15 protein-coding genes are annotated in these 13,147 nt (G+C 55.0%); 5 read left to right on the top strand and 10 right to left on the bottom strand.

Features of this window, described 5'->3' with window-relative positions; translation table 11 throughout:
* From ACEQU8_RS13845 to ACEQU8_RS13870, 6 genes are all read right to left on the bottom strand, one after another.
* Positions 1-191 (bottom strand): hypothetical protein (locus tag ACEQU8_RS13845; protein ID WP_370264380.1); only part of this gene is annotated, 191 nt, incomplete at its 3' end.
* Between the two features lie 168 nt (positions 192-359).
* Positions 360-1,178, bottom strand: a complete 819-nt coding sequence (pssA, locus tag ACEQU8_RS13850; protein ID WP_370264381.1) for a CDP-diacylglycerol--serine O-phosphatidyltransferase — start codon at positions 1,176-1,178, stop codon at positions 360-362.
* A gap of 4 nt (positions 1,179-1,182) precedes the next feature.
* Positions 1,183-1,827, bottom strand: coding sequence for a phosphatidylserine decarboxylase (locus ACEQU8_RS13855; protein ID WP_370264382.1), 645 nt, complete (start codon positions 1,825-1,827; stop codon positions 1,183-1,185).
* A gap of 181 nt (positions 1,828-2,008) precedes the next feature.
* Positions 2,009-3,025: a ketol-acid reductoisomerase gene (gene ilvC / locus ACEQU8_RS13860; protein WP_370264383.1), complete on the bottom strand. Its 1,017-nt coding sequence runs from the start codon at positions 3,023-3,025 to the stop codon at positions 2,009-2,011.
* Positions 3,026-3,072: 47 nt separating this feature from the next.
* The gene (gene ilvN, locus ACEQU8_RS13865) at positions 3,073-3,564 is read right to left on the bottom strand and encodes an acetolactate synthase small subunit (protein ID WP_370264385.1); all 492 of its coding nucleotides are present in this window, start codon (positions 3,562-3,564) and stop codon (positions 3,073-3,075) included.
* 16 nt (positions 3,565-3,580) lie between these two features.
* A complete protein-coding gene (locus ACEQU8_RS13870; protein WP_370264386.1) occupies positions 3,581-5,293 on the bottom strand; it encodes an acetolactate synthase 3 catalytic subunit in 1,713 nt (570 codons plus the stop codon).
* A gap of 41 nt (positions 5,294-5,334) precedes the next feature.
* On the opposite strand from ACEQU8_RS13870, the gene ACEQU8_RS13875 reads away from it, so the two are divergent.
* The 5 genes from ACEQU8_RS13875 (at position 5,335) to ACEQU8_RS13895 (ending at position 7,688) form a co-directional block, all read left to right on the top strand.
* The gene (locus tag ACEQU8_RS13875; protein ID WP_370264387.1) at positions 5,335-5,466 is read left to right on the top strand and encodes a hypothetical protein; all 132 of its coding nucleotides are present in this window, start codon (positions 5,335-5,337) and stop codon (positions 5,464-5,466) included.
* A gap of 203 nt (positions 5,467-5,669) precedes the next feature.
* Positions 5,670-6,230 (top strand): RNA polymerase sigma factor, encoded by a 561-nt coding sequence (locus tag ACEQU8_RS13880; RefSeq protein WP_370264389.1) that lies wholly within the window; start codon positions 5,670-5,672, stop codon positions 6,228-6,230.
* Entirely contained in the window at positions 6,227-6,736 is a 510-nt protein-coding gene (locus ACEQU8_RS13885; RefSeq protein WP_370264390.1) for a DUF3619 family protein, read from the top strand. The genes ACEQU8_RS13880 and ACEQU8_RS13885 overlap by 4 nt, the downstream gene beginning before the upstream one ends.
* Positions 6,737-6,746: 10 nt before the next feature.
* A complete protein-coding gene (locus ACEQU8_RS13890) occupies positions 6,747-7,166 on the top strand; it encodes a DUF3106 domain-containing protein (protein WP_370264391.1) in 420 nt (139 codons plus the stop codon).
* A 57-nt stretch (positions 7,167-7,223) separates the two neighbouring features.
* On the top strand, positions 7,224-7,688 hold the full coding sequence (locus ACEQU8_RS13895) for an RDD family protein (protein ID WP_370264392.1): 465 nt from the start codon (positions 7,224-7,226) through the stop codon (positions 7,686-7,688).
* Between the two features lies 1 nt (position 7,689).
* Here ACEQU8_RS13895 and ACEQU8_RS13900 read toward each other — a convergent pair whose 3' ends face one another.
* The 4 genes from ACEQU8_RS13900 to ACEQU8_RS13915 form a co-directional block, all read right to left on the bottom strand.
* A complete protein-coding gene (locus ACEQU8_RS13900; RefSeq protein WP_370264393.1) occupies positions 7,690-8,664 on the bottom strand; it encodes an aminotransferase class I/II-fold pyridoxal phosphate-dependent enzyme in 975 nt (324 codons plus the stop codon).
* Positions 8,654-10,120, bottom strand: a complete 1,467-nt coding sequence (locus ACEQU8_RS13905) for a SpoVR family protein (protein WP_370264395.1) — start codon at positions 10,118-10,120, stop codon at positions 8,654-8,656. Before ACEQU8_RS13905 ends, ACEQU8_RS13900 begins: the two co-directional genes overlap by 11 nt.
* 11 nt (positions 10,121-10,131) lie before the next feature.
* A complete protein-coding gene (locus ACEQU8_RS13910) occupies positions 10,132-11,388 on the bottom strand; it encodes a YeaH/YhbH family protein (RefSeq protein WP_370264396.1) in 1,257 nt (418 codons plus the stop codon).
* 72 nt (positions 11,389-11,460) lie between these two features.
* Positions 11,461-13,147: PrkA family serine protein kinase (locus ACEQU8_RS13915; protein ID WP_370264397.1), on the bottom strand; the 1,687-nt coding region annotated here is incomplete at its 5' end.

The following is a 13,147-nucleotide window of genomic DNA, read 5'->3' on the forward strand; positions in this document are numbered from 1 at the left end:
CGCTGCAGGGGCAATGGCCCCTGCTGGCTTCTGGGCAAGCGAAGGGGCTGAGGTGGCACAGGCCGCGCAGGCCGATTCAGGGCAGCCCGCCCGGTTTGGCCCACGCCGAGGGGCCGAGGCGTGTTTCCCCGCCAAGCCCCGGCTTGGCGGGAAACCGCATCGGATGCAATGGCGACATTTTCGCCTTGCATGCCCCCTCGGAAGGGTCAAGAAGGGAGATACGGGCTGATCCCAGGCCCAGTGGCCTGTGCCTACCCGGCACCAAAACGCTAAGCACAGCAATCCGAAGGGCCAATCCCAAGCCCAGCGACTTGTGCCAACCCTGCACCCAAAAGCTGCGCAGTCAACCGAAACGCCAGTTAGAAATGCTTGTCCCGCTCGATATCCATGCCCCGCAAGCCCTGCCCTTTCACGCGTTTAACCACATACACCACGTAACCGGACAGGCCATACAGCACGAAAACACCAAATAGAACCTTGGGCGGGTCTTGGGAAACCAGGGCAAACACCAGGGGAATCAGCGCCAAAACCAGGAAAGGCACACTGCGACGGAAGTGGAAATCTTTGCCGCTGAAGAACGGCACAGAGGACACCATGGTCACCCCAGCGTAAAAGGTGATGGCCCAAGCCAGCCAGTTTAATTCAGCGCCAGCCAGCTTTGCATCGTCCATGACCCACACAAACCCGGTGACCAACGCCGCAGCCGCCGGGCTAGGCAAGCCCTGGAACCATGCCTTGTCGACCACAGCAGCATTGGTGTTAAAGCGGGCCAAGCGCAACGCGGCACCCGCCAGGTAGACAAAAGCCGCCACCCAACCCCATTTGCCCATGCCACTGAGCGACCATTCGTAGATGATCAGCGCAGGTGCAGCGCCAAAGCTGACCATGTCGGCCAGGCTGTCATATTCTGCGCCAAATGCGCTTTGCGTGTTGGTCATGCGAGCCACGCGACCATCGAGGCTGTCGAGCACCATGGCTGCAAAAATGGCAACAGCAGCGGTGGTGAAGTTTTGGCCCATGGCTTGCACAATGCCGTAAAAGCCCGCAAACAAAGCCGCCGTCGTGAACAAATTGGGCAGCAGGTACACACCGCGGTGTGGGGTTCCAGCCGGGCGCGGCGCACCCGCAATTAAACGGCGGGGTGCACCAAAGCGATTTTTGTTGCGCTTGAATCGCATGGGCTTAAGCAACCAATTCGGCCAAAATGGTAGAGGAAGCCGACACCTTGTCTCCAATGGCCACTTTGGGGACGCTGTCGGTGGGCAGGTAGACGTCTACGCGGGACCCGAACCGAATAAAGCCATAGCGCTGGCCTTTTTCAACAGCCTCGCTGGGTTTGACGTAGCACAAAATACGGCGAGCAATTAAGCCTGCCACCTGCACGGCGGTGACGGTGGCTCCGCTTTCGGTGTGAATGACCACCGCGTTGCGTTCGTTCTGCGTGCTGGCTTTGTCGAGGTCAGCATTCACAAACAAACCTGGAAAATACTCGACCGACTTGACCTCACCGCCGATGGGGATGCGGTTGGAGTGCACGTTAAACACATTCATGAACACAGAAATTTTTAGCGCTTCACGTTGTGCATAGGGATCTTGGGTGCGCTCCACGGCCACGATGCGACCGTCGGCGGGCGAAACCACAGCATTCTTTTGCGTGGGGATATAGCGAGGGGGATCGCGGAAAAACTGCAATACGAATACAAAAAGGATCCAGGCCAGCACGGACAGGAAGGTCAGGCCGAAAGACTGTAGCGCCAGGGCAAGTACACCGACGATGGCCAAAAATGGCCAGCCTTCGCGGGCGATGATGGGATGGGGATAGTTCATGGTTTTTTATAGTGAATGATTCCGACTTCGATTTTATAAGGCAAAACCGGACCCGCGGGAAGCGGTTGTGTGTTTTCAGGCGGAAGAATGTAAGGTCAACGCTCTAGAGCACAGCCAAAAAAAACCCCGATGTTTTTACACCGGGGTTTTTGGAAGCTAAGCCAAAATTGAAGCTGAGCGATCAGTTTTTGGACTGATCAACCAGCTTGTTCTTGGAGATCCAAGGCATCATGGCGCGCAACTGACCACCCACTTGTTCGATGGGGTGCGCTGCATTCAAGCGGCGGCGGGCGGTCATTTCTGGGTAGTTGGTCTTGCCTTCCAGAATAAAGCGCTTGGCGTATTCGCCATTTTGAATATTGGCCAGGCACTCTTTCATCGCCTTGCGTGCTTCGTCGCCGATCACACGGGGACCGGTTACGTACTCACCATACTCCGCGTTATTCGAGATCGAGTAGTTCATGTTGGCAATGCCGCCTTCGTACATCAGGTCAACAATGAGCTTCAACTCGTGCAGGCACTCAAAGTAAGCCATTTCAGGGGCGTAACCCGCTTCAACCAGAGTCTCGAAACCAGCCTTAACCAGCTCAACGGCGCCACCACACAGCACCGCCTGCTCACCGAACAAGTCGGTTTCAGTTTCTTCGCGGAAGTTGGTCTCGATCACACCACCCTTGGTGCCACCGTTGGCAGCGGCATAAGCCAGCGCGATGTCGTGGGCGTTGCCGGTTGTGTCCTGGTAAATGGCGATCAGGGAGGGCACGCCGCCACCCTTGAGGTATTCGGAGCGCACAGTGTGGCCTGGGCCCTTGGGAGCGATCATGATGACGTCGATGTCGGCGCGGGGCACCACCTGGTTGTAATGCACGTTAAAGCCATGGGCAAAGGCCAATGCTGCACCCGCTTTGATGTTGGGGGCTACTTCTTTGTTGTACACATCGGGGATGTTTTCATCGGGCAACAGGATCATGACCACGTCGGCCTCTTTCACGGCGTCGGCTACTTCTTTGACCTTGAGGCCAGCACCTTCGGCCTTGGACCAGGAAGCACCACCCTTGCGCAGGCCCACGGTGACTTCTACACCAGAGTCGCGCAGGTTTTGTGCGTGGGCATGGCCTTGAGAACCGTAGCCAATGATGGATACTTTCTTCTTTTGAATGAGGGACAGATCAGCGTCTTTGTCGTAATAGACTTTCATGTTGTATTCCTTGCGATTGAAAGGGTTGTTCGGTTGGCCAGAGGTGTTTACAGACGCAGAATGCGCTCGCCGCGACCAATACCGGAGCTGCCTGTTCGGACAGTTTCCAGAATGGCGGTGCGGTCGATGGCTTCCAGGAATGCATCCAGCTTGGATTGGTTGCCCGTGAGTTCGATGGTGTAGCTTTTCTCGGTCACATCGATGATGCGACCGCGGAAAATGTCAGCGGTGCGCTTGATCTCTTCCCGCTCTTTGCCCACTGCGCGCAATTTTACCAGCATCAGCTCGCGCTCAATATGCGGACCATCACTGAGGTCCACCACTTTCACCACCTCAATGAGGCGGTTGAGGTGTTTGGTAATTTGCTCAATGATGTCGTCGGAACCCACCGTCACGATGGTCATGCGAGACAGCGTGGGGTCTTCGGTGGGCGCCACCGTCAAGGTTTCAATGTTGTAGCCACGGGCTGAAAACAAACCAACCACGCGGGACAAGGCTCCAGGTGCGTTCTCCAGGAGAACGGAAATAATGTGTTTCATATTTGCGGTCTCCCGATTAGAGTTCTTCAGAGCCCAAGAGCATCTCGGTCAAGCCCTTGCCGGCTTTCACCATGGGCCACACGTTTTCGGTGCGATCGGTGATGAAATCAAGGAACACCAGGCGGTCTTTGTATTTGCCAAAGGCCTCACGCAGTGCAGGCTCCACGTCGCCAGGCTTGGTGATTTGCATGCCCACGTGACCGTAGGCCTCGCATAGCTTCACAAATTCGGGCAAGGCATCCATGTAACTTTCGGAGTAGCGTGAGCCGTAGTCCAGTTGCTGCCACTGGCGAACCATGCCGAGGTAGCGGTTGTTCAGGTTCACGATTTTTGGCGTGAAATGATACTGGAAACAGGTCGACAGCTCCTGGATGTTCATCTGGATGGAGGCTTCGCCAGTGATACAAGCCACCAGGGCGTCGGGGTTGGCCATTTGTACACCCATGGCGTAAGGCAGCCCCACACCCATGGTACCCAAACCACCGGAGTTGATCCAACGGCGTGGTTTGTCAAACTTGTAGTATTGGGCGGCCCACATTTGGTGTTGGCCCACGTCCGAGGTGATGAACGCATCACCGCCAGTGACTTCCCACAGCTTTTCAACCACAAACTGAGGCTTGATCAACTCGTCGGATTTGGCGTAGTCCAGGCATTTGCGGCTGCGCCACTTTTCCACCTGCTCCCACCAGGCTTGCAGTTTGCCTTGGTTCATACGCTGGCCGCTTTCGTCCAGCAACTGAAGCAGGTCAACCAGCACATCTTTGATGTTGCCCACAATGGGCACATCCACCTTGACTCGCTTGGAAATTGAGGAGGGGTCGATGTCGATGTGGATGATTTTGCGAGGAATGGACGCGAAATCTTTGGGGTTGCCGATCACCCGATCATCAAAACGCGCGCCAATCGCGATCAGCACATCGCAATTTTGCATGGCCAGGTTGGCTTCGTAGGTGCCGTGCATGCCAGGCATGCCGACGAATTTTTTGTCGGTGGCTTTAAAGGCACCCAAGCCCATGAGGGTGTTGGTGATGGGGGCACCCATCCATTCGACCAAACGATGCAATTCCGCCGATGCGTCGCCAAGAATGACGCCACCGCCAGTGTAGATCATGGGGCGCTCTGCCTCGAGGATCATTTGCACAGCTTTTTTGATTTGCCCCTGGTGGCCTTTGACCACAGGGTTGTAGGAGCGCAGCTTGACTGGCTCGCTATAATCGAAGGTCGTTTTGTGGATGGTGATGTCTTTGGGAATGTCGACCAAAACCGGCCCGGGGCGACCTGTGCGGGCGATATAAAACGCCTCTTTCATGGTGCGGGCCAGATCTTTGACATCTTTGACCAAAAAGTTGTGCTTCACGCAAGGGCGAGTAATGCCCACAGTGTCGCATTCCTGGAAAGCATCTTGACCAATGGCGTGCGTGGGCACCTGGCCAGAGATGATCACCATGGGGATGGAGTCCATGTAGGCAGTGGCAATGCCAGTGACCGCATTGGTAAGACCTGGGCCTGAAGTGACCAGGCAAACGCCCACTTTGTCACTAGAACGGGAGTATGCATCAGCGGCGTGCACTGCAGCCTGTTCGTGACGCACCAAAATGTGCTCAAAGCCATCTTGCTTGAAAATGGCATCGTAGATGTACAGCACGGCACCACCTGGGTAACCAAATACGTGCTTAACACCCTCTTCTTCTAAACATTTGACAACGATTTCCGCGCCGGTGTATTCCATTTTTAAAAAATCCTGACAAAAATCCACGGGACATTGGTCGGATGCCTTCCTGGATCGCGTTGCCGTGGGGCTCAGGCTTTTTTGAAATGAACAACCTTGTGGGTGTGGACATGTCACAAAGCGCTGGCGATCGCGACTCGATTGTGTCGAGCAGGTTGGCCATGGGCTTCTGAAACACGGTTTCAGCGCCCTAGCGCGTCTTTCGCCAAAACAACAAGGGTATGTTGGCCGACTAGAGACAAAATTAGGGTAGACCGCGAGGATATTACTTAAGCGTGCGATGGTCAAGAAAAAACCGCTGGGCTTTGCTATGATGGCGGTTTGTTAAAAACCGCAACGCCCGTTTGCCCTCCACCCCACCCTCGATATTCAGACCATGGCCACCACGCGAGAACTAGAGGAATTTTTAAAGGAGGTGTCGCCCAGGGCATTCAGGCAGGCTTTGTTTGCGGTTAAAAACGAGGAATCGGCGCTCGACCTGGTCCAAGACAGCATGATGAAACTGTCTGACAAATACGGCGACAAGCCCAAGGAAGAGCTGCCCATGCTCTTTACACGCATTCTTCAAAACACCATTCTGGACTTCCATCGCCGTCAGAAGGTGCGCAACACCTGGACCACCCTGTTTTCGAGCTTCCAAAAGAAGGACGAAGAAGACTACGATGTGCTGGAAAACCTGCTGGCTCAGGACGACAACCTGAATGCCAGTGCGCAGGACGAGCTGGAACAGTCGCAAAACATGGCAGCCATTCAGGAGGCCATTGAAAATTTACCGGAACGTCAACGCCAAGCCTTTATTCTGCGTTACTGGGAAGAGATGGATTTGGCAGAGACCGCGGAAATCATGGGATGCTCGGAGGGCAGCGTAAAAACGCACTGCTCGCGGGCCACCAAGGCATTGGCAAACGTATTGAGGCAACAGGGGTTCAAGGTATGAACGACGATCGTCTAACGGCAATTGTTGTAAAAAGGCTACTGGATGAGTCGGCGACTAAGTTGCCCGCTCACGTGCAGTCTCGCTTGGACCAAGCCATTTTTAAAGCCACCCAAACGCATGCCCAAAAACACAGCCAGACCAATACCCATTCGCCCCCCCTCCAAGCAAGTCGGCCAGCCGTTGTAAAAGCATTGCCGGTCAGTTTGTTTGAGCAATTCATGAATTGGTTTAATCGCCCAGCTCTGTCTATGGCGGTTAGTGCGTGTTTTGTGGCAGTGGCTGCCTTGGGCGTTGCACAGTTTGGTCTGGAAGACCACGACGCGAAGGTGTCGGCCATGGCCGATCTGGATGCGGCTATTTTGGCCGATGACTTGCCCCCAGATGCCTACCTCGACCCTGGGTTTGTGAACTACGCCCGCGAATTACAAAAGAAAAACCAAATGCCTGCTGACGAGAACATAGACCAATGGCTCGACGCTCTACCGGACGCGAGTACGTCCATTTGAGGATGGCACCATGATTGCACGGCTTTATTCAGCGATGCTCAACTTGGGGATGCTGTTTGTACTGTTGGTGCAAACACAAGCCGCTTTGGCTGACACGCCTTGGCGTGCCCTGTCGCCCAAGCAACAGGAATTGCTCGCCCCTTTGCAAGATGATTGGGACAGCATGAGCGATGTGCAGCAAGAGCGCTGGTTGAAGGTGGGCCGCAAGTATGAGTCTGAACCAGCCGACAAGCAGGCCATCATGCGTGAGCGGGTAGAAAGCTGGGCAGGCTTGAGCCCCAAAGAGAAAGCCGCAGCCCGTGAAAACTACAAGGCCCTTCAAGAAAAGCGCCAGGGCGAGCGCAACTCAAGCTGGAACAGCTATCAATCTTTGGATCCCCAAAAACGGGATGAATTCAAGGCCAAACACGGTAAACCTGGTCGCGATTAATACGGTTACTTGCAGACCTTGGTCCTCGCTCGATGGCGATGTGGTTAAAATTGCGCCATGGAACGAATAATGCCCAATGGGCTGATTAGCCCGAGCCGCAAACGCCGCCTAGCTTGCATGCTGTACGAAAGCATGCTGCTTTTTGGCGTGCTGTTTATCGCTGGCTACATGTTTGACACCCTTACCCAGAGCAAACACGCCCTGTACCTTCGCAACGAGCGGCAGTGGTGGCTGTTTTTTGTGCTGGGCCTTTATTTTGTGTGGTTTTGGCGCCATGGGGGTCAAACCCTGGCCATGAAAACCTGGCACATTCGGCTGGTCACCGAGAATGGGGGACGCGCCGCCTGGTGGCAGCTGGTAATTCGCTATCTGCTTTGCTGGCCGTTTACGCTCACAGGCGTGGGGTTTATCTACTCTTGGTTCGACAAACACGGTCAGTTTCCCCAAGACCGATTGTCTAAAACCCTGCTGGTGTCTTCCAAGCCCACCCCAAGGGGTGCCGAGGACGTGTTGCGAGGTTAATTCACAAAGCCGCAATGGCATCGGCCAAGCGCAGCCATTCGTTCTCATTCCTGGGCAAGCCACAGCGCACCATGGGCTCTTCGATGGGGTAATACCGCACCAAGATTCCCATGGCTTCCAGCTTGGCGGCCCACTGTTCACCCTTGGGATGAGCAAAACAAACAAAATACCCCCCCAATTTGCATTCGGTGTCGCCCCACTCGGAATGCTGCTGCCATAGTTGGGATAGGCGCTGAAGCTGCGCTTTCAGCAAACCGATTTGCTGCTGGCGCCAGTCTGTGGCGGCAAAATACTGCAAAGCCAGCCACCACTGCGGCGACGACACCGCTTGAGTGCCAACCTCATTGAGCAAGGCCGTGCAAACAGCCTGCGGTGCACACACAAAAGCCAAATTGGCCCCGGCCAAGCCAAGAAACGGGGCGACTGAGCGCAACACAATGGCAGGGCATTCTTTGATGTGACCTGTGTAGGAAGACTCACCCGTCCAATCCAGATAGGCCTCGTCCAGAATGAGCCACCCACCCTGCTCCCGAAGCCGTTGTGCAAGGGGCTGAATTTGGGTAAGCGTACTCATTTGGCCGGTTGGGTTCACCGGTCGCCCGAGCACGACCACATCACAATCGGGAATCTCTCCCTCCAGAATAAGCTCGGCGGGCCAGTCCAGCACCACATGGCTGGCGCGTCTGAAGCGTTTGTCCCACTGGTCGAAACTGGGCTCGGCCAGCACCACACGCATGCTGCCATACCAGGTTTGAAACAAACGTGCCAAGCCAGAGATGCCACTTTCAATGCCGGTGACAGGCAACACCGCCTCGCAATCAAAAAACCTCAAGGCTTCTTTGTGGAAACGGGATCGCAGGACATTGGGATTGGCCCACACCGTGGCTGGCATGTCGGGCAAAGGCATGGGCTGAGGCGCCACGGAGCCAGACAGATCTAATTTGCCCAAGCGGCCCCCAGCCACCTCAATGGACATCGGATGTTTCTAGGTGCACGGGGAAGCCCCACAAACGCTCCACATGGGCCAGGGTTTTTTCAGCCTCGCCCTCATTCAAGGGACGACCACGGCGGCTCATGTGGGTGAGCGTGAGAGAGCGATCAGTCATTCGCGCATACGATGTGACCTGAATGTCGGGCACCATGTTTTCGCGGGCATACTGATTGGCCAGCAGGGTGCGAATGCGCTTGTAACCTTCATCATTGTGAATGCAGTCAATGAACATCGCGTCTTCGGCCTTGTGGTCCGCAATGGCGAACAGGCGGAAATCCCGAATCACTTTGGGTGACATGAATTGACGAATAAAGGATTCGTCTTTGAAGTTGCGCATGGCAAAGTCAATGGCTTTTAACCAATTGCCGGATCCAGCGAGGTCGGGGAACCAACGGCGGTCCTCTTCGGTGGGTTTTTCGCACATGCGGCGAATGTCGTTGAAAATGGCAAATCCCAAGGCATAGGGATTCAAAGCGCGAAAGCGCCCATCCCGGGAATCGGGTTGAAACACCACATTGGTGTGCGAGGTTAAAAACTCAAGCATGAAGCCATCGGACACCAGTTTTTCCTCGTACAGGGTATTCAACAGGGTGTAGTGCCAAAAGCTCGCCCACCCTTCATTCATCACCTTGGTTTGCCCCTGTGGATAAAAGTACTGAGACATTTTGCGAACAATGCGCACCAGTTCACGTTCCCAGTCGCGCAATTTTGGCGCTTCTTTTTCGATGAAATACAGCAGGTTTTCAACAGGTTCACGGGGGTAATTGTCTTGCTTGCGCTCGATTTGTGCAGCCTCAAGGGGCGATACTTTGGCCATGATTTCATCATACTGACGGCGCTTTTCTTCAGCCAGATCGTTGCGGCGAGCTTTGACTGAGGCCTCGGATTCGTATCGGCGTTTGTAACGGTCCACACCAAAATGCTGAATGGCGTGCGCAGCATCCAAAATTTCTTCTACAGCGTCAAAGCCGTATTTTTCTTCGCATTCCATGACGTACTTTTTGGCAAACACCAGGTAGTCGATGATGGCGTCGGCCTGGGTCCACTGGCGGAAGAGGTAATTGCCTTTGAAGAAAGAATTGTGGCCATAACAGGCGTGGGCAATCACCAGGGTCTGCATGGTCATGGTGTTCTCTTCCATGAGGTAAGAGATGCACGGGTTGGAATTGATGACCACCTCGTAGGCCAGGTTTTGTTGACCGGTTTCGTAGAGGTGTTCGTTCACCGAAAAGGACTTGCCAAAGCTCCAGTGGGGATACATCACCGGCATGGCGCCGCTGGAGTAGGCGTCCAGCATTTGCTCGGCACTGATGACCTCAATTTGATTGGGGAAGGTGTCCAGCTTGTAGGTGTTGGCGGCAATGTCGTGCACCTGCTCGTCGATTTCGCGAAGCAGGTCGAAGGTCCATTCATTGCCTTGTGCATCCAGTCGTTTGCCCATTTGCAAATCCTTTAACGCCCGAAGGCGACTTCTTTTCTTTCGAACAAGCCCCGGAACACCGGGTAAATGTCGCGCCTGTTGAATAGCTTTCTCATGGCGAAATGGTTGGTATGGCTGTCTTCAAGGCGCTCAAAACTCTCCCACAAATCGGAGGCTCGCGCCATGCCAAACATCGGTGTGGGCATGGTTTCAACATAAGCGTAGTAACGCACATGCGGCATGATCTTGGAAGACAGGTATTCGGCGCTGGCCCGCGCGTCGCGCGAGGTGGCATCGCCATCGGAGGCCTGGGCCACGTAGACATTCCAGGCGCTGCCCGGGTAACGGGTCTCGATGATGTGATGCATCAGCTCCATGGCGGGCATAATCTCGGTGCCGCCGCTTTTTTTGCCGTAGAAAAAGTCTTCCTCGCTGACCTCCTCGGCCTCGTCGGTGTGGCGAATAAAGACGAGCTTCACTTCCTCATATTTGCGGGTCAGGAACAAGTACAACAGGGTGTAAAAGCGCTTGGCCAGGTCTTTTTTGGCCTCATCCATGGATGCGGACACATCCATCAGGCAAAACATGACCGCATTGGTAGAAGGCTCGGGGTAGACCACCCGGTGGCGGTAACGCAGGTCCACTTCATCCAAAAAGGGTACGTAAGGCTTTTTGCGCTCTTCACCCAGCAAGTCGAGTTGGCCCGGTTTTTGATCGTCTTCTTCGTCTTCGTCTTCTTTGGGCTCAAGAGCGACACGGCGCATGAGAGACGCCTTCATGGTGCGCATCACAGACAGCGAGGTGGGTGCGCCCGATCGCGAATACCCGGCGTTGCGGCTTTTCATGCGCTTGACCGAAGAGATCTCGCGTTTGAGTAGCTCGGGCAGTTCCAGGTCGTCGAAATAAAGATTCAAGAACTCTTCCCGAGACAGCACGAATGTGAAGGCGTCTTCACCCTCACCCTTGCCCGGCTTGCCACCACCACCCTGCCCCTCTCCGCCGCTGGGCCGCGGAATGCGATCACCCGGCACAAAGTCTTTGTTGCCAGGCACAACGATTTCGCGGTCGCCGCCTTGCCCGTACTCAAAAGTGGGCTCAGACACCTCGCGGGTGGGAATGCGTACTTTGACTCGCCCGTCCTGACTGATGTCAGAAATGGAAGACTCGCCCGCCACATCGGACACCGCCTTTTTAAGCTGTGATTTGTAGCGGCGAATGAAACGTTCGCGGTTTGGCAAACTTCTGTTTTTGCCGTTCAGCCTGCGATCAATGATGGTTGAATCGCCCATGAACCACTCCTTTTGCCCGCCGGGAGGCCTCGACAGCCCCCCTTTGGGCATGCGTGCCTTGGCACGCTTGAATTACGACGCCTTTTTCACCCGCAAATGCCACTCAACCAGCAAGCGCACTTGTTTCTCGGTGTAGCCCTTGGCCACCATGCGAGCCACGAAATTGTCGTGCTTGTCCTGGTTTTCTCGTGACCCCTTGGCATCAAAGGAGATCACGGGCAGCAGGTCCTCGGTCTTGCTGAACATGCTTCGCTCGATCACTTCGCGCAGCTTTTCGTAGCTGGTCCAGGAAGGCATGGTGCCCGCATTGCCCGCCTGTGCCCGCAATACAAAGTTGACCACTTCGTTTCGGAAGTCTTTGGGGTTGGCAATGCCCGCTGGTTTTTCGATGCGGTTGAGCTCTTCGTTCAGGGAGTCCCGATCGAAGATTTGGCCGGTCGCGGGGTCACGGAACTCTTCGTTCTGTATCCACTTGTCGGCAAACTGAATGTAGCGCTCAAAGAGGTTTTGACCGTACTCGCTGTAGCTTTCCAGGTAAGCAGTCTGGATTTCTTTGGCCACAAATTCGGCGTATTTGGGTGTGAGGTAGCTTTTCACGAAATCCAGGTACTTGCGGGTTTGCTCCTCGGGCAGGTTGTCTTTGATGACCTGCTGCTCAAGCACGTACAACAAGTGCACAGGGTTGGCCGCCACTTCCTGGTGATCAAAGTTAAACACCTTGGACAACACTTTGTAAGCCCAACGGGTGGATGAGCCCTGCATGCCCTCGTCGGGCCCGGCCTGGTCGCGGTACTCTTGAATCGGCTTGGCGTGGGGATCCACGTCTTTGAGGTTTTCGCCGTCGTACACGCGCATTTTGCTGAACAGATTGCTGTTGGCTGGTTCTTTAAGCCGGGTGAGCACACTGAACTGCGCCATCATGTTGAGCGTGCCCGGGGCACAAGGCGCAGTTTTGAGTGAGGAATGTTCCAGCAGTTTTTCGTAAATCTTGACTTCTTCAGACACACGCAGGCAATAAGGCACTTTCACGATGTACACGCGGTCCAGGAAAGCCTCGTTGGTTTTGTTGTTGCGAAACTGCTGCCATTCGGACTCGTTGCTGTGGGCCAAAATAATGCCATCGAAGGGAATGGAGCCAAAGCCCTCAGTGCCTTTGAAGTTTCGCTCTTGGGTGGCTGTAAGCAAGGGGTGCAGCATTTTGATGGGCGCCTTGAACATTTCCACGAACTCAAGCAAGCCCTGGTTGGCCAGGCACAAGCCTCCGCTGAAGCTGTAAGCATCCGGGTCGTCTTGGCTGAACTGGTTCAGCATGCGAATGTCCACTTTGCCCACCAAAGCCGAGATGTCTTGGTTGTTTTCGTCGCCGGGCTCGGTTTTGGCAATGGCCACTTGGTTAAGCGTTGAGGGCATGAGGCGCACCACGCGGAACTTGCGCAAATCGCCGCCAAACTCGGCCAGACGCTTGGTGGCCCATGGGCTGGCAATGCCAGTCAGGTAGCGCTTGGGAATGCCATATTTGTCCTCCAGTGAAGCGCCAAACTGCGCAGGGTCGAACAGGCCCAAAGGGGACTCATTGACTGGGGAACCCTTGAGTGCATAAATGGGCATTTGCTCCATGAGTGCTTTCAGGCGCTCGGCCAGGGATGACTTGGCGCTGCCCACGGGGCCCAACAGATAGAGGACCTGCTTGCGCTCTTCCAGACCCTGCGCGGCATGGCGGAAGTAAGCCACGATGTTCTCGATGACCTCCTCCATGCCG

The sequence above is a fragment of the Limnobacter sp. genome, assembly GCF_964228395.1.
GTDB lineage: Bacteria > Pseudomonadota > Gammaproteobacteria > Burkholderiales > Burkholderiaceae_B > Limnobacter.